This window comes from Collinsella sp. TF07-1 (genome assembly GCF_003437235.1).
Taxonomy (GTDB): Bacteria; Actinomycetota; Coriobacteriia; order Coriobacteriales; family Coriobacteriaceae; genus Collinsella.
Genome location: NZ_QSRV01000019.1, coordinates 29,130 through 45,745, shown reverse-complemented (window position 1 = coordinate 45,745; position 16,616 = coordinate 29,130). Strand labels below are relative to the sequence as shown.

General features: G+C 60.3%; 10 protein-coding genes. All 10 read right to left on the bottom strand.

The window, feature by feature from the left end:
* Positions 1-11: 11 nt before the first annotated feature.
* Positions 12-1,688: an Asp-tRNA(Asn)/Glu-tRNA(Gln) amidotransferase subunit GatB gene (gene gatB, locus DXC67_RS07875; RefSeq protein WP_117637992.1), complete on the bottom strand. Its 1,677-nt coding sequence runs from the start codon at positions 1,686-1,688 to the stop codon at positions 12-14.
* The gene (gatA, locus tag DXC67_RS07870; protein ID WP_117637991.1) at positions 1,688-3,202 is read right to left on the bottom strand and encodes an Asp-tRNA(Asn)/Glu-tRNA(Gln) amidotransferase subunit GatA; all 1,515 of its coding nucleotides are present in this window, start codon (positions 3,200-3,202) and stop codon (positions 1,688-1,690) included. The genes gatB and gatA overlap by 1 nt, the downstream gene beginning before the upstream one ends.
* Positions 3,202-3,513: an Asp-tRNA(Asn)/Glu-tRNA(Gln) amidotransferase subunit GatC gene (gene gatC, locus DXC67_RS07865; protein WP_055287082.1), complete on the bottom strand. Its 312-nt coding sequence runs from the start codon at positions 3,511-3,513 to the stop codon at positions 3,202-3,204. Before gatC ends, gatA begins: the two co-directional genes overlap by 1 nt.
* Positions 3,514-3,797: 284 nt before the next feature.
* The gene (locus tag DXC67_RS07860) at positions 3,798-4,715 is read right to left on the bottom strand and encodes a class C sortase (protein ID WP_158551320.1); all 918 of its coding nucleotides are present in this window, start codon (positions 4,713-4,715) and stop codon (positions 3,798-3,800) included.
* A gap of 562 nt (positions 4,716-5,277) precedes the next feature.
* Positions 5,278-6,978, bottom strand: coding sequence for an isopeptide-forming domain-containing fimbrial protein (locus DXC67_RS07855; RefSeq protein WP_117637989.1), 1,701 nt, complete (start codon positions 6,976-6,978; stop codon positions 5,278-5,280).
* A 120-nt stretch (positions 6,979-7,098) separates the two neighbouring features.
* Positions 7,099-8,754 carry a SpaA isopeptide-forming pilin-related protein gene (locus DXC67_RS07850; RefSeq protein ID WP_117637988.1) on the bottom strand — a complete coding sequence of 552 codons (1,656 nt, stop codon included), beginning with the start codon at positions 8,752-8,754 and terminating at the stop codon, positions 7,099-7,101.
* Positions 8,747-12,196 carry a Spy0128 family protein gene (locus tag DXC67_RS07845; RefSeq protein WP_117637987.1) on the bottom strand — a complete coding sequence of 1,150 codons (3,450 nt, stop codon included), beginning with the start codon at positions 12,194-12,196 and terminating at the stop codon, positions 8,747-8,749. The genes DXC67_RS07850 and DXC67_RS07845 overlap by 8 nt, the downstream gene beginning before the upstream one ends.
* A 502-nt stretch (positions 12,197-12,698) precedes the next feature.
* Positions 12,699-13,520 carry an HAD family hydrolase gene (locus DXC67_RS07840; RefSeq protein WP_117637986.1) on the bottom strand — a complete coding sequence of 274 codons (822 nt, stop codon included), beginning with the start codon at positions 13,518-13,520 and terminating at the stop codon, positions 12,699-12,701.
* Between the two features lie 221 nt (positions 13,521-13,741).
* Entirely contained in the window at positions 13,742-15,022 is a 1,281-nt protein-coding gene (locus tag DXC67_RS07835; protein WP_158551319.1) for an MFS transporter, read from the bottom strand.
* A 288-nt stretch (positions 15,023-15,310) separates the two neighbouring features.
* Positions 15,311-16,612, bottom strand: coding sequence for a molybdopterin-guanine dinucleotide biosynthesis protein B (mobB, locus tag DXC67_RS10755; protein WP_117637984.1), 1,302 nt, complete (start codon positions 16,610-16,612; stop codon positions 15,311-15,313).
* Positions 16,613-16,616: the final 4 nt, after the last annotated feature.

Here is a 16,616-nt window from a genome sequence, read left to right as displayed (position 1 = left end):
TCGGTTCCCGTTTACGAGAGCGACGTTCTCAGCAACTCGTTGAAGAGCTTCGGGTTGCCCTTGCCGCGGCTCGCCTTCATGCACTGGCCCACCAAAAAGCCGATGACCTTCTGGTTGCCGTCACGATACTGCTGTGCCTGATCGGCACAGTTTGCCAGCACCTCGTCCACGATCGGCTGCAGCGCGCCGGCATCGCTCACCTGACGCATACCGCGCTCGTCGACGATCTTATTGGGGTCGTCGCCGGTCTGGGCCATGGCCTCAAAGACCTCGTGCGCCTGGTTGGAGCTGATGGCGTCGGTCGCCAGCAGCTTAGCCAGCGCTGCCACCTGAGCCGGCGCGATGCCGGACTCGGCGAGCGACACACCCGCTCCCTTAAGGTAGGCGATCATCTCGTTGACCAGCAGGTTTGCGACCGTCTGGGCCTCCTTGCCAGCCATACCGGCAGCGGCGGCCTCAAAGAACTCGGCAAACTCCGGGTCGCCGGCAATCTGCTCGGCGTCGGCCGTCTTAATGCCAAAGTCGGCCTCAAAACGAGCGCGCTTGGCATCGGGCAGCTCGGGGATCTCGCCACGGCAACGATCGATAAACTCGTCGTCCAGGTCGAACGGCGCCAGGTCGGGATCGGGGAACAGGCGATAGTCGTCGGCCGTCTCCTTCACACGCATGACCACGGTGCGCTTGCGGCTGGGCTCCCAGTGGCGGGTCTCCTGGTAGATAATGCCGCCCTCCTCGAGTACCTCTGCCTGGCGGCAGATCTCGTAGGCAAGGCCGTCATGCAGGCTCTTAAACGAGTTGAGGTTCTTGAGCTCGGTCTTGGTGCCCAGCTTGGTCTCGCCGCGGCGGCGCAGCGACACGTTGCCGTCGCAGCGCATGGAACCCTTCTCCATGGAGCAGTCGGAAATGCCAAGCGTCACAAAGATGCGACGGAGCTTCTCCATAAACAGGCGAGCCTCCTCGGGCGTACGCAAGTCGGGCTCAGTTACAAGCTCGATGAGCGGCGTGCCGCAGCGGTTGTAGTCGACGAGCGACTCGGCCGCGGCGGTAATGCGGCCCTCGGCGCCGCCCACGTGCACCATCTTGGCGGCGTCCTCCTCCATGTGGATGCGCAGGATGCGAATGGGCACCGTGTAGGAACCGTCCTCGCGGCGCTCGGGCATCTGCAGGTTGGACGCATCGTAGCTGGCCAGATGGCCGGCACGCTGGTTGCCCTCGCGCATGGTCGACGTCATGGACGTGGACAAGCCCTCGGCGTTGGCCGAAGCGCTCGCCAGACTCTGGGCCTCGGCCTCGCCAAACGCGCAATCGGGGCGCTCGGCGGCACCGCGACCGGTCACATCCAGATCGAGGTGACCGTACATGGCAAAGGCGACCGGACCCTGCGTAGTCTGGAAGTTCTTGGCCATATCGGGATAGAAGTAGTGCTTGCGGTAGAACATCGAGTGGCGCTGGATCTCGCAGTTGGTGGCGAGACCGGCCTTGACGATGCTCTCGATGGCGCGCTTGTTGGGCACCGGCAGCGCACCGGGCAGGCCCAGGCACACCGGGCACACGTTGGCGTTGGGCTCGTCATCGTGGCTAAGCTTGCAGTTGCAGAACATCTTGGTATCGAGTGCGGTGAGCTCGGTATGGATCTCCAGGCCGATCACGGCCTCCCAATCCTGCAGGACCTCGGAAAGCTCCTTCATTACAGCTCGCCTCCCTTCCCGGCAAAATCGGGCGCGACGGAAAGCGCGGGCGCACCCGTGGCGGCATCGGCAAAGCCGCGCTCAAGGGCGCGGGCAAACGTGAGCAGCTGACGGTCCTTAAAGGCCGGGCCAACCAGCTGGGCAGAAACGGGCAGCTTGCTGTCCTCGCCCAGGCCCAGAGGCACCGAGATACCGCCGTTGCCGCAAATGTTGAGCGAGATGGTGTACAGGTCGGAGAGGTACATCTGCGTGGGGTCGCTGATCTCGCCAAACTTAAAGGCCGTGCGCGGCGAGGCGGGCATGAGGATGGTGTCCACCTTGGCATACGCGGCATCGTAGTCCCGCGTGATGAGCGTGCGGGCCTTTTGCGCAGCGTAGTAGTACTTGTCGTACACGCCCGAGCTCAGCAGGTAGGCGCCGAGCATCTGACGGCGCTTGGCCTCGGCGCCAAAACCGTGGGCACGCGAAAGCGAGCTCTGGTCGGACATGTTGGCGCAGCCCTCCTCCTGATAGCCGTAGCGAATGCCGTCGAAACGTGCCAGGTTGGAGAACGCCTCGGCCGGGCCGATGACGTAGTAGGCGGCGATGGCGGCATCCAGGTGCGGCAGGTCGACCTCCACGAGCTCGGCACCCTGGTTCTGCAGCTCCTGGGCGGCGCGCTGAACGGCGGCCTTGACCTCGGGCGTCAGACCCTCGGCCTCCATAAACGCAGGGATAATGCCCACGCGCTTGCCCTCGATGCTGTCGTTGAGATGCTCGGTAAAGTCGACGGCGCAATCCTGGCTGGTGCAGTCGTACGGATCGTGGCCCGCGCCGGTAAGCGCGTTCATGGCCAGCGCGACGTCCTCGACCGTGCGGCCAAAGGGACCCACCTGGTCGAGCGACGAGCCAAAGGCGACCACGCCGTAACGGCTCACGGCGCCATACGTGGGCTTAAAGCCCACCACGCCGCACAGCGACGCCGGCTGGCGAATGGAGCCGCCGGTATCCGAGCCCAGCGAGAGCGCGACCTCGCCCGCGGCGACGGCGGCAGCGGAGCCGCCCGAAGAGCCGCCGGGCACGCGCTCGGTATCCCAAGGGTTGTTGGTGCGGTGGAACGCCGAGCTCTCGGTGGAGCTGCCAAAGGCAAACTCGTCCATGTTGGCCTTGCCCATGGGCAGGCAGCCGGCGTCGAGCATGCGCTGGACGCAGGTAGCGGTGTAGACGCTCTGGTAGTTCTCGAGCATGCGGGAAGCACAGGTGGTGCGCGTGCCCACGAGGTTCATGTTGTCCTTGATGGCCAGCGGCACGCCCGCGAGCGGAGGCAGAGGCTCGCCTGCGGCACGGTCGGCATCCACGCGCGCGGCGGCCTCGAGCGCAAGCTCGGGCGCCACCTGCAGGAATGCCTGGACCCCGCCCTCGCGCGCCTCGATGGCGTCAAGGGAGGCCTGGGCCACCTCGGTAGCGGTAAAGTCGCCGGCGGCAACGCCCGCGGCGATCTGGGCGGCAGTAAGGGAATCGAAGCTCTGCGCCATTACTCGCTCTCCCCCTCTCCCAAAATGGACGGCACGCGGAAGTAGCGGTCGCGCGCGCTGCCGGCGTTTTCCAGCGCGACGTCAAGCGGCAGGTCGCGCTCGGGCTCGCGCAGGTCATCGCCCATCACGTTGGACAGGCTTCCGATGGGATGGAACGTGGGCTCCACGTCGGGCAAGTCATATTGCAAGACGGGCTCGAGCATCTGGACGGCGTCGTTCAGGTAGGACGTCATCTGGGTGAGCTCGTCATCGGTCAGTGCGATCTTTGCGTACTCGGCGATGCCGCGCACATCTTTCTCGCTGAGTGCCATAGGCGCTCCCTTCCGCATAACAGTTAAACCGCTCTAGTATACAAGGCAACGCCGGCTTGGAGCAGGCGCTTTACCCAAATGCAGCGAAAACGTAACGAGGGCGGCGGTTGGCAGGCTGCGGACTGGCGGTTCTGGAGCGAAACCGTCCCGCCCGCAACGAAAAGCATCACAACATTCGACGCTTTTCGCCAAAATCGCGATTTTCATCGAATGTTGTGATGGTTTGGAAATCCCGACCACCACAAATGAACTGCGTCCCCATTGTGGTGGTTCTGAAGAATGTCCTATGCCGAGGCCTTGGCCTTGCGGCGCTTGCGGACCGCGTGGATCACGATGTCCAGCAGCAACAGCACAATGGCCACGACCACGATGAGCACGGCAAACTCGCGCTTGCCCCAGTGACGGCCGGCCAGCGACTTTTGCTTGTCGACGTCCTTCTTGTTGTACTTGGTGCGCACGCAATGCACCAGCAGGCGATGGTCGTTCACGCCGTAGGGCGTGCAGGTGACGAGCGTCACCTTGTCGGCGCCGGGCTCGATGGTCAGCGACTCCATCTCCTCGGGCAGCACCACCTCGGAGTCCACCATCTTGTAGGCGAGCGTCTTGTTCATGGTGTGCAGCAGCACCAGGTCGCCGGGTTCCAGCGAGTGAATGTCGTCGAACATGCTCAGGTTGCGCATGCCCGAGTGCGCGGTGAGCACGCAATGCGTCGAGGTGCCGCCCACCGGCAGGCTCGTGCCCTCCAGGTGGCCGACGCCCGCCATAAGGACTTCTTCGCTCGTGCCGTGGTAGATGGGCATGCTCACGTCGATGGAGGGGATTTCGACCCAGCTCATCATGGGGTCGCGGTCAAAGATGAGCTGCTGAGCGTAGAGCTCGATCTGGTCGGCGGGAAGCTCGGTGGCCTCGCCGGCAAGTTGCTCGTTATAGGAGCGCGCCTGGAGCAGGATGCGCTCGCGCTCCTCGGCAGACAGCGCGTCCACGGTGCTGGACACGGTGCTGATCTGGTTGAACACGCCCGAGGCCTCGAGCCGGTCCAAGATCCACGGCCAGGTCATAAGGCCCACGCCAATAAGAATGATGACGATGGTGATGAGCCGATCGGCCCAGCGCGGCAGCCGCTTGCGACGGCGCTTGGGCTTTGGTTGAGGTTTGGGCTGAGGGCTTGAGCCGCCGTTGTCCGCGGCGTTATTGCCCTTCATATGTTTGGCGCCCTGCACCATCGCCGGTCACTCCTCTACAACTCAAGTTGTCTAAACAAATAATAGCCGATTAGCGAGCTTCCGCGCCGGACAACGCAGCTAGACTGCACCGTCCAGTCGAGGATAAGCCAGCATTTGAGTTTTCAAAATGTCCCGAATCGGCGGGGCGATTCGGGATACAATGTCAATAGAAAACGACGCATCCCGCGTAAATGTTTGGGAGCGCGGGCGGCCTAGTTTTCTGGTTTTGTTAAATGCCCGGGATCCGACCCCCGGGCATTCTTATTTGCGCTTGCGGCGCAAATGCCGTCCACCGTCCGCACCGCGCGTGCGCCTACGGACCTTAATCCGAACCTCATACGAGTCAAGAAACGCGATGACGAACGTGCCCGCATCGGACGATGGAGGCTGCCTGCGTTATCCAAAAAAAACAGGGCAAACTCCAGCGTGGAGTCCGCCCCGAAAAGAGGATGGCAAAGCAAGAACGTGGATGAACGAGAAAAGTGTCCGCAAGTCTCATGGCCATCACATCCCACCTGCCAAAGGGATGGGTGAGCGAGCGTTACTCCTGCTCGGACTCCTCAGCCTGCTTACGGCTGCGGATGAGGTGCGCCACGCCGATGCACAGCACCGCGCCACCAGCGATCCACGTGAAGGTCACGCCATTGAGACCGGTGAGCGGGAGGCCAACCTGCTTGGTATCGCCAACGGTGATGTTGAAGATGCCGTCCGTCTTCTCCGAGCCAGACTTCAACGTCAGCTTGTTATCGCCGGAGTCGCCATCGGTGAGGCCGGCGATAACCTTGTCGTTCTGGCCAGTCGTAAGTACTCCAGTGAGCTCAGTAAGACCAGCACCCGGATCATCGGCATTCATGCTCGGCTTGATCTCGAAGGTGAAGGGGTCGACCTTAGCGTAACCAGAGGGGGCAGAAACCTCCGTGACGGTATAGGTGCCGGCGTCGAGTCCGGTGACCTTGATGACACCGCCGTTGGCAGTCACGAATTTCCAGGGATCAGAACCAAGAGAACCATCCTTCTGGACATACAAACTCTTGGATGCGCCGTCGTCCGCTCCAGTGGCCTGAATGGTGAACTCGGCACCGTCGAGGGCTGCCTCGGTACCCAGGTCGACCTTATTGATCTTGAGGCCGTAGGTGTAATCCTTGACCGTGTCAGGCTTGGTCTCGCCGCGCTCGCTGGTCATGGGGTTATTGGAGTAGTTGAGCGTCACGGCGTTCTCGTTACCCTCGGTGCCCGCGACGACCGCATCCTTGTTGATTTGCGCCTTATAGGAGACGACGATGTAGGAGTCCTTAGTGACGTCACTGACCTTCTTCAGGTTATCGCAGGTCCACGTCGTCGTCTTGCTGCCGTCTTCGGCAGCCTCGGCGGGCGTTTCCTCCTTGAAATACGCAGTGATATCCGTGCCCTTCGCGCGGGTGAGATCACCCTTCGCATCAGACCTGTTCTTATACAGGTAGATCTTAGCGCCCGTCTGCAGCGTCAGACCCTTGGAGATCTGGTCGGAAAACTCGTAGAAATACGTGTCGTACTTGTCGAAGTTCTCGGCGACGGTGCCGTAGAGGTTGTACGTCACGTCCTGGCCGATCTGGGAATCGGCGGCATCGTGCTCTTTGTCATCAGCATCGCTCACGATTTTCTTCTCAACGGTAGGGATGCCCGTTTTCTCGTTGACGTTAACGGGCGTGCTTCCCACGACAGTGAAGATGGGAGACGTGCCCGCCTCGCCGTCTCCGATGGTGCCGGCATCGGTCACAAAGAGCCAGTAACCGTGCTCTAGACCGGAGGCAACACCAGCACTCGTTGTCTTTTTGTCAGTAAGATCGTCCACAGCAGCGGCAATCTTATAAGCAATGTTGTCGGGGCCAACGCAATATGCATCGTTGGTTCCCGTCACCTTACTCGTGATCCAGTCTGCAGCGTCCTGGGCGGTCTTGCCCTTGTAAGTCGGCTCCTCATTCTTAATGACACCCTCGACAGCCGCCTTCACGCTACCGTTTGCCCAGGTGATATTACTCACAACCGTCTTACCTTCGACTGTCGCAACATCAGCCTTAAAAATCTGATAGCCATCGAATTCGGTATGGTTGCCCTCAACGTTCGCAATGGTCACCGAGCCGTTCGCAGTCGTCGTGCCCTCGGCAAACGCCATCGTGACCGGTGCCATCACTCCGCCGAAGCTCAGGGCTGCGGTGAGGCCGGCGGTTACTGCCAGGCGTGCGATGTTCTTGGTTGTTTTCATGTTGGGACCTCTTTCTTGGAGGTTGCTTTAATTCTCGTCATCACCAAAAGTCAGCAGGCTCATTTCCCTGCGCTCTAATCGCTACGGAGGCAGTACGCCATTGAGCAGGGGGGGGGACAATTATTTATCATGGCGACCTCCTCCCCGCTTGATGACGAGCGCGACGACAATAGCCACTACTCCGATGACGGCCAAAGCCGTTACCAACACCAACGTTCTATCTCCCGTCGAGGGCATAAAGCCTCGACTCACTTCGTTACTTGGGGTGTTAAGCACCGACAACTCGACTAAACCCTTCCCGGCATCGGCGGCATCAACTCGCAGAGGGCTTTCGGCCGATACGGTCACCTTAGGCTTGGCGGCCGCCACCTGGTCGACGTCCAGGCCCTCAGCCTTGACCGTCACGGAGCGCGTGCCCTCAAAGGCGGTGTAGCCCTTGGGCGCCTTGAGCTCGCGGACCTCCAGCTTGCCCGAGTCCACGCCCGAGACGGTCACACGGCCGTCCTCGCCCGTGGTGACGGTGGCCTTGCCCTCCGCATCCCACGTGCCGTCGGCCGCCAGCGCGCGACCGCGGTCGTCGGTGATGCTCAGGACCGCCCCGGGCAGCGGCTTGTCGCCGTCGCTGCCGCGCTTGGTGAGCGCGAGATCCCAGGCGTAGGCGCATGCATCGTCGCTCGGCGTGCTGGTGAAGCCGGCGTCGCCGGACTGGTCGGCAAAGGGAGAGCGCGGGTAGCGCAGGTAGGCCTCGTTGGGGTTGCCCTTCGCGATGCCGTGGTTGCATGCGCTGTTGAGCGGCGCGTTGTACACAGCGACCACGCGGGCGCCCGTGGCGAAGGCGTCGGCCCCGCCGAGCGCGGCGACCAGGTCGCCGGTGTGCACGATGAAGGTCCCGTCCGCGGCCACCTTGGTGGCGCACTGGGCCGTGATGTCGGTCCAGCCCTTCGCGGCCTTAGTGCCGGCGCGTCCGTCCTTGCCGGTGGCAACGGCGTCGAAGCCGCCGTCCGCTCCCGCCGCCACGTACACGTGTATGCTCGCGGCGACCTTGGAGAGGTCGAGCCCCGCGCTCATGGTGTCGACGAACTGCACCGTATAGGTGTCGTAGGCGGTGAGCCCGGCCGGGACCGTGGCAGAGAGGCGCCAGTACAGGTCGTCGGCGACCGTGGCGTCGGCGGCCTTCTGCCATGCGGCGGTGTTGTCCTCCAGCACGTGCTTGGCGACCTTGGGCGTCGCGGCCTTGGGCTTGACGGTGACGGCGTTGCCGCCCACCAGCGCCATGATCGGCGCGGTGCCGGCCTCGCCCTGGGCGATGGCGTCGTCTCTGGCGACGATGAGCCAGTAGCCGCAGGGCAGCTCGGCCGCCGTGCCCGCGTTAAGGGCCACGGGCACGGCGCCAGAGCTCTGGAGGGAACGAGCGAGCTGTGCGCTCAGCGCGCTCGTAAGGTGGGAATCGGTGTTGAGCCACTCGGCAGCTTCCTGCGCGGTGGTCTGGGAATCGGGCATGCCGGCGCTGTGCAGCACAGGCAGGACAGCGTCGCGCGCGGCGTCGCTTGCCCAAGCGAGGTCGGTAAAGGTCTTGGCGTCGCCGTCGCCGTCGACGACGTTGGCGCTAAAGATCTGGTAGGCGTCGTAGTTGCTCGCCACGGCGCCGCTCACCGTGATGGAACCGGTCGAGGTCGGCGCGGCCTGCGCGGATGCGGGGAACACAACCGCGCAGATGCCGATCAGGAGGGCAAGCAGCGCAAACAAGATCGGGAAGGAGCAAACTTTCTTATTCACGACGCTCACCTCCCCTCGCGCTCGCCTTGCGACGAACGTGCATCCAGGCCGCAGCGACGCAAAGCATCGCCGCGCCGGCAAGGTACGTCAGAGTGACGCCCGACATACCAGAAAGGGGCAAAGAGGTGGAGTAGGTGTTGGTGAAGGTGGGAGTGGACTTGCCGGTGAGGTCGTGGGGCGTGTCAGTGGTCACTTCATTGCCATCACGATCCTGAATCTGCTTGTAGGTCGCAGTGACGTCGATATGGTGGTTAGAGTCGTCAGTCGCGTTAACCGTAATCTGATAGACCGACTTGTCGTACGTATAGTGCGAGAACAGCGAACCGTCGTCTTTCTCGCGCACGTAGTACGTGAAGGTCTTGGAAGCACCACGGCCAGTGGGGCCAGACGCGAGCTGGTCGAGTTGATCGAGTTTGTAATCAATCTTGTCGAAGCTCAGGGTCTGGGACTTGTCGCCGTCGGCAGTGGTGGACTTGCTGCTAACGATATCCGTAAAATCTGTGTCGGTCGCAAGCTGGAGCGTGAACTCCTTCATCTCGCCACCCTCAACGACCTTAGTCGCCATAGGCATCCAGGAGCCCTTCGAGTCGTACGGAGTGAACTTGTTAGTGAAAGTCGTGGAGTCACCCTCACAGATAATTGGATAATAGTCTCCACTCTTCTGCACCTTGCTCCTCGCTTTTACGTTCTCCCACTTCCCAGACGACTCGCGGAATTCGTACTTGGTTACACCGACGTTTTTAATCGTGTAGTTATGGATGTAAAGATCCTTCAGTTGGCTTGAGTTTTCTTTACTCGGAACAGACATGAGCAAGGTCTTGGTATCTTCGGCCGTCACCACAATCTTATACACGCTGGAGTCGTACGTGATGCCAGAATCACCACCGGGATCTTCGACCAAGTAGTATGTGATTTCGTTACCCGCGCCACTCGATGCGAATTGTTCACCAAGGTCAAACGTAATGCTGCCTTCTGCATCATTTGCTGCTGTTCCAACCTCGGTGCAAACGTCGCGATTGAATGTCGTGCCAGCTGTCGTGCCAGCCAAAGGGTCGTCTGAATCCTTGCGATACACCGTAAAGGAGAACTCCCCATCATTGAGCTTGCGGCCTTCCAGCTTCTTGGTCGCCTTGAGCTTGAGGCTCGGATAGACATACGTGTCCTCAGGCGCGCCCATGTACAGGTCGCCGTTCGACATGATGCCGCCGCCATGGTTCCAGGAATAATTGCCCGTGATAAACGTCGCGCCCGCCTCTAGCGCAGCCTTTCGCGCATTGATCGCCTCGGGGTCTTGAGCCTTAACATCCGAACTCAGGCCGATGCTGTTATATACCTGCACGCCACCGTTAGCGGGGATAGTAATGGCTTTCTGAAGCTCTAAGCTTCCCCGATACTTAGCATCGCCGCCGCCAAGCATTTTGCCAATCACCGCCGCGATCGGAGTCGTATGACCCTCCGCCGCAAGGAAGAAGTCCGCGTGGCCGTTTTTGCGAAACACTTCGGCATTGTAGGCGTCGGAGTCCTGGTCCTTACCGTGACCACCGCCGGAAAGATGGGGGGTGCCGTTATTGCCTGTATTACTCACGGATTCGTAATCGTTCGCGTTTTGCTCATTTCCGGCAGAAGTATTACCGAAAATCGCCGTGCCGTCGGTGCCTGTCACCAAAGTCTTACCCGTCGGGCAAACCGCAACGCCGCCACCGTAGCCACCGGCCTCATTGCTGCTTATATAGGAGTTATAGACAAATAGCCTACCAGCATTAGACGCGACCTTAGAATCGCCCTGGACGAAGATGCCGCCTCCACCCCAGTCAAAGCGAGACATGCAGTGGTTATTAGTGATATAGACTGGATTTGAATTTGACGCTCCTTTTATCATCGCGTCAACCATCTGGCCCACGCGAATGCCGGCACCCTCAGAGCGAAAACTCACGTTAGAGGCAATAGTTCCCCCCGTAATGTTGAGCCATGCCATTGTCTTGCGCGAGCTCGCCCCTTGGTGTTCGATGTCGGTCACATAGACGCCGCCGCCGGCTTCCTCAGAATAGTTGCCCGTGATCTGGCCGCCCGAAATGGTGACATGAGTACCGTTTTTAGCGGCAAGTCCAGCACCGCCATGATCGCCATTACCATCGTTACCACAGTAATTGGCATATTTATTGTTAGTAATGTAGCCACCAGAAACAGTAACGCTGCCGCCTTCGGCCATGATGCCGCCGCCGAAACCAACACCAGTAGCAAGCGTGCTGTTGCCGGAGATTACGCCATTAGTTATGTTGACCGTGGAGTCTTTAGCATACACACCACCGCCACTAGGAGCACTGTTGCCGGCAATTACGCCACCGGAAACCTCGAGGGTCGAATTACCGTGTATTTCAATTCCGCCGCCCGCACCCGAGCCAGAAGCTCCACACACATAGCCGCCGCGCATGTTGACGGTAGAGCCGTTCTCGGCATAGACCAAGCTGCTAACGCTGCTGCCTTGTTTTTGCGTGATCACGCCGCTCACAAGGTTAAACGTGCCACCCTTGCCGTTGTTGTTATACAGATTGATGAGCTTTAGATTTGCGTTGCCGTCGCACGCCACGATGGCGCCCTTAATATCGACGTTATGTCTGACAAGCGTCTCGATTGTCCCTGTACCACTCGGAGTCGATTTGGTCACGTAGTAGGTAAGATTAGACGGAATGCCACCAACGTAATTTAGCTCGACTTTCTTGCCATAATTATTGGGATCCAGCTTCTGCCCCTGATCAGTCAGCTGTTGGACATCGTTGACCGTCTCAGTCACCGGCGCGGAGTCCTTGATTTCGTCCTTAATTGTAAGTGTTGCGCCGTTAGCAACATCAAATAACGGCTTGTCGGTGTTCAAGCACTTGATCTTATGACCGTTTAAGTTCAGCGTTATATTGCTGCCGCTCTTCTCAAGTTTGATTTCACCAGCATAGTCAATATCAGCTGTGAGCTCGAAGCGGGCAGTTTGGTTTTCCCCAACGCCTTGAAGCTTAGCTGACAAATCATCGGCGTTAGTAATGTTAGTAATAGCTGTGGTTGTCTCTTCGCTCTCTGCAGCCTCCTCGGCTGACGCGACAGCGTTAACATCCATCGCATCATTATCTTCCGCCTGCGACTCGTCCTTGGACTGCTCCTCCGGCCGAGCGTCGTCGTCGCTCGCAGCATCGTCGCTGTTCTGGTTTTCGGCGTCTGTGCCGGCATCCCCGTTAGTACTGTTGTCTATACCAGTAGACTCACTTGAGGAACCCCCCCCCATCACAGTTTTCTCGGTAGAAACCGTCTGGGCATCGTTGGCAATGGCCTGCGAGATCGGGGGCATGACGAGCGACAGCACCAGGCTCAACACGGAGGCTCCGCACAAAACGCCTGCCAGTACACGGCGCGTCGCTTTATTACTCTGCTTAGATTTGTCCGAATTCGCTTTCATCGATGTCTCCTCCCCAAGAGACCGCGATCTTGCTCTTTCACCATCAAACGTATCTGCGCAATCTGTAATTGCGCTCGCTAATGATGCAATTATAATGATTGTTTAAACATCTGAGCAGCAAAACCGACATTTTTGTGCAAGTTCTCAATTCTCTTGACAATTGCTCGGATTTGCCTTCGTTTATTCGCTATCTATTTTTTGTTTCTGCTGGTAATTTAGTTGCCTATTATTTTTTAATGGCATTAGATTTATTTGCACAACAATTTGCTCAAGAGCAAACATCCTGTGAACGGTCGAAAATCGACCGTGAGCGGTAGGTCATTAACCGGGATGAATATCCTACCAAACTGATGAGAATATCTTTAACCCATCGGTGGTTAGAAGCATGATGTTAAGACAACAATATTTGAATTATCACACAGACTTTAGGTATCAATTCGCCCAAATCGCCTGAGTCCACCGCAAAAGAGCCTGCCCCTTTTGCGGTGGTTCTCCCCCAGCGCTACAGCAGGTGCTCCTGGATGAAGATCGCGATGCCGTCTTCGTCGTTGCCCGCGGTTACAAAGTCGGCGGCGGCACGGGTGGCGTCGCTGCCGTTTGCCATGGCCACACCCACGCCGGCGTCAGCCACCATGCAGGTGTCGTTATCGGCATCGCCAAACACGCAGATGTTCTGGAGCTCCATGTCGTTGAGCTCCGCCACGCGCACAAGGCCGCGCGTCTTGGACACGCGGGGATCCATGAACTCGTAGAGCCGCTGCGTGGTTTGCAGAGCCGCCGCCTTAACAGTGTTATCGGCAAACGTCGACGCCCGCTCAATCACCCGCGGCATTACCTCGGGCGCCATGGTAAACATCACCTTGGGCTGCGGCTCACGCAAAAACTCGGCAAAATCGACCACCTGGTAGGGCACGCCGTCGACGCGCGACAGGTGCTCGACGCATGCGTTGCTCTCGGGCACGTAGAACACGCCGTCTCGGGGGCAGACGGGCGTTGCCGGAAGGTCCGCCATGTGCTTGCAGATGCGCGCGATGGTCTCGCCCGGCAGCGGATAGCTCAGCTCGTTGATGTCGTGCGCGCGGTCAATGACCTCGGCACCGCCACAGCCCACCAGCACGTCTACCAGGCCTTCGATGCCCCAGAGCTCGTACATGGCCTCGGTCGCGTGGGCGTCACGCCCGGTGCACAGGCCAAAGAGCACGCCACGCTCGCGCAGGGCGCGGATCGCCGCCACGGTGCGCGGGGACACCGTGTGCTGGCTCGTGAGCAGCGTGCCGTCGATATCGCAGAACACGGCTTTGATGTGGCTAAAGGTGGTGTCCATGGGAGCCTTTCTGGGTTGTGCGGCGATGTGGGGTGTATTCGCAAACGGCGTACATGGTATACCAAGGCGCGGATGCTGCCTGTCAAAGCAAAACCACCACAAAGGTGCCTGCCCCCTTTGTGGTGGCAGGATGCAGGATGGCCTAGCCCGGAGCGCAAACCATCACAACATTCGACGTTTTTCGGCAAAATCGCGATTTTCATCGAATGTTGTGATGGTTTTTACTGCTTTGCGGCACGATCCAAGTGATTGCGTCCAAACAGCAGCAGCGCCGCGGGAACCGTCGTCACGACCATGCCCGCACCAACGAGCGTCTGCTGCACGCCAAACGTCGCCGCCAGCCAGGGGGCAATCGCCAGCGGGGCTACGCCGGCAAACATGTTGCCAAAGCCCATGACCGAGTTGACGCGACCGAGCTGCTCGAGCGGGGCCGTCGTTTGCACGATCGTGTTGTGGAGCGGGTTGACGACGCCCCAGGCCACGCCTAGGGCAATCTGGCCGACAAGGGCTACGCCCACGTACGGCGTCCCCACATAGAGCAAACTTCCCAGGCCCACGGACATAAGCGCCGCGAGCAGCGTTTTAAGGTTGACCAGGTGCGGCGGCAAACGGAGCGCGAGGACGGCGCCCAGCACCGCGCCCACACCGCTGGCCGACGAGAGCCAGCCCATCCACTCAACACCGACATGCAGGACATCGCGGTAGAAGAACGACTCCAGCGGATCGAAGGCTCCGTAGCCAAAGTTCGAAAGAAAAATGATGCAGAAAAGTAGCGCGAGGACGCTGTTGGTGAAGACCGTCTTGACGCTGGCTGCGAAGGTGACGCGGGAGGACGTGCTGGGGTTGGAGCTTTGTCCCGCACGCTCCCCTTCCTCTGCCGAATCGGCATCCGCATCCCCGGCGACATGGCTGGTCTGCGGCCTAAAGCCCCAACCGGCGACGAGCGCCAGCACGGTAAAGAGCATCATGAGCACGAACACCGCGCGCGACGACGCAGCCGCCGCGACAAAGCCGCCCAGCGTGGGGCCAACGATGATACTCACGTTTGAAAACATGGCGATGGCGGAGTTGATGTCTTTGAGCTCGACAGGATCGTCGGTGAGGTAGGCCGGATAGGACGTGGCGATGGGCTGGGCGAATCCCATCACAAAGCCCAGAAACACCGCGCCGAGCAGGACGACGCCGGTCGCGCTACCAAAGGCGATGATTGCCGTGCCAGTTGCGAGAGCGCCGATGATGCTCAGCAAGAAATGACGGCGCGGGCCCCAGGCGTCGAGCGCCGCGCCGCCCGCAAAGGATCCCAGGATCACGAAAACGTTCATGAACAGGACGGCCAGCGATGTCGCGACGACCGAAGCGTCATCCGCATAGGTGAGCGTTCCGATGACGCCGATAAAGTAGCTGGTCTGAAAGCCGGTGTAGATGAGAAAGCGCATTGCCACCAGGCGCTTGGCCTGCACGGACAGCGATGATTGAGACTTTGAGAAAAGAGAGGCGAGCATGGAGACTCCTTGTTTCGTACGAATGCGGACGGCGGGCATTCGCCACCGTCTGTCAAATCAATCTATCCACATGAAACATTAAGGACGCATCGAGCCCCTTTTCTCCGTTTTTCGCCCGTCATGAACTACTTGGTAGATTGTAAGGCATGTCCCACACATCTACTAAAGCAAAATCCACCACAAAGGTGCCTGGCCCCTTTGTGGTGGAAATGACGTTTGCCCAGATAAAACCTGCCAAAACAAACCTGTCCCTTTTTGGCAGGTTATGGCAGCGCAGCGAGCCGGCCCTTAAAGGTGATCTTGGATAAGATCGCAGATGGCTCGGGCGTCGTTGATGTTGATGGCTCGGGTCGCGAAGCCGGCGTCGAAGGCCTGACGCGCCAGGGCTTCGTTGCAGGCAAGGGCCAGCGTGTGACCGTCGACCAGGTCGAGCGAGCTCTTGCCACGCAGACGGTCGACACCCGATCGCGCGACCACGATGTTGTCGAAGCCCTCGGTCTTGTAGCCCTCGATGATCACCACGTCGACATCGTTGTAGCGCGACAGCAGCTCGCGCGCGGGCATCTCGTCCTCCTCGCGCGTGTCGGCGTACTCCGCCCAGCGCGTGGCGCAGATGAGGCCCACGTGCTTGGATCCGGCCTGGTGATGGCGCCAGGTGTCCTTAGCGGGCACATCGATATCAAAGCCGTGATGCCCATGATGCTTGAGCGAGCCCACGCGCAGGCCGCGGCGGGTGAGCTCGGCGATAACCTTCTCGACGAGCGTGGTCTTGCCCGAGTTTTGGTAGCCGATAAACGCGATCGCAGGGACGGCTGGAGTGGGAGCTGCGGGTGCGACGGCGACGGGTGCGCTCGCGGGTGCGTCGCCCGCGGCCCCCACAGCCTCAACAGCAGCGGCCTGGCGCTCGGCGCGGTCCCACACACCCGAGCGGCCGCCTTCCTTGTGCAGCAGGCGAACGTCGACGATCTCCATGCCACGATCGACGGCCTTGCACATGTCATAGATCGTTAAGCACGCGGCACTCGCGCCGGTCAGAGCCTCCATCTCGATACCCGTCTTGCCCGTCACGCCAGCCGTAACCAGTACGTGAAAGCCAACTTGCCCGTCTGCGCGCGCCGGCGCCCAGCCCTCGGGCACGTCCTCGGCCGGCGTCCCCGCCGGAGCGATGGGCGCAATGTCGCACTTGCTCTTGGTAATGAGCAACGGATGGCACATGGGGATGATGTCGCTCGTGCGTTTGATGGCCATAATGCCCGCCACACGTGCGCAGGCAAGCACGTCGCCCTTTTTGGCGCGGTCCTGCAGCACCATGGCCTGCGTCTCGGGGTGCATGAGGATGGTGCCCTCGGCGATGGCGATGCGATGGGTCTCGGCCTTGTCGGACACGTCGACCATGCGCACCTCGCCCTTGGCGTCCACGTGCGTCAGCTCGTCGCGACGGGCGTCACGGACGAGCTCGGTGGCAGCACTGGCAGTCGGCTGCACGGACGCGTCGGCGCTGCCAGCATTCGTCGCAGCCGTGACTTTGTGGGCAGACATCGCGGCCCTGCGAGCGGCCTTGGTGGCATCGGCGTACCTGCTCTTGGCCATATGA

What these genes read in the sequence shown, in the direction of transcription:
- gatB (WP_117637992.1), bottom strand. Translation starts at nt 1,688, where the DNA reads ATGAAGGAGCTTTCCGAGGTCCTGCAGGATTGGGAGGCCGTGATCGGC.
- gatA (WP_117637991.1), bottom strand. Translation starts at nt 3,202, where the DNA reads ATGGCGCAGAGCTTCGATTCCCTTACTGCCGCCCAGATCGCCGCGGGC.
- gatC (WP_055287082.1), bottom strand. Translation starts at nt 3,513, where the DNA reads ATGGCACTCAGCGAGAAAGATGTGCGCGGCATCGCCGAGTACGCAAAG.
- DXC67_RS07860 (WP_158551320.1), bottom strand. Translation starts at nt 4,715, where the DNA reads ATGAAGGGCAATAACGCCGCGGACAACGGCGGCTCAAGCCCTCAGCCC.
- DXC67_RS07855 (WP_117637989.1), bottom strand. Translation starts at nt 6,978, where the DNA reads ATGAAAACAACCAAGAACATCGCACGCCTGGCAGTAACCGCCGGCCTC.
- DXC67_RS07845 (WP_117637987.1), bottom strand. Translation starts at nt 12,196, where the DNA reads ATGAAAGCGAATTCGGACAAATCTAAGCAGAGTAATAAAGCGACGCGC.
- DXC67_RS07840 (WP_117637986.1), bottom strand. Translation starts at nt 13,520, where the DNA reads ATGGACACCACCTTTAGCCACATCAAAGCCGTGTTCTGCGATATCGAC.
- DXC67_RS07835 (WP_158551319.1), bottom strand. Translation starts at nt 15,022, where the DNA reads ATGCTCGCCTCTCTTTTCTCAAAGTCTCAATCATCGCTGTCCGTGCAG.
- mobB (WP_117637984.1), bottom strand. Translation starts at nt 16,612, where the DNA reads ATGGCCAAGAGCAGGTACGCCGATGCCACCAAGGCCGCTCGCAGGGCC.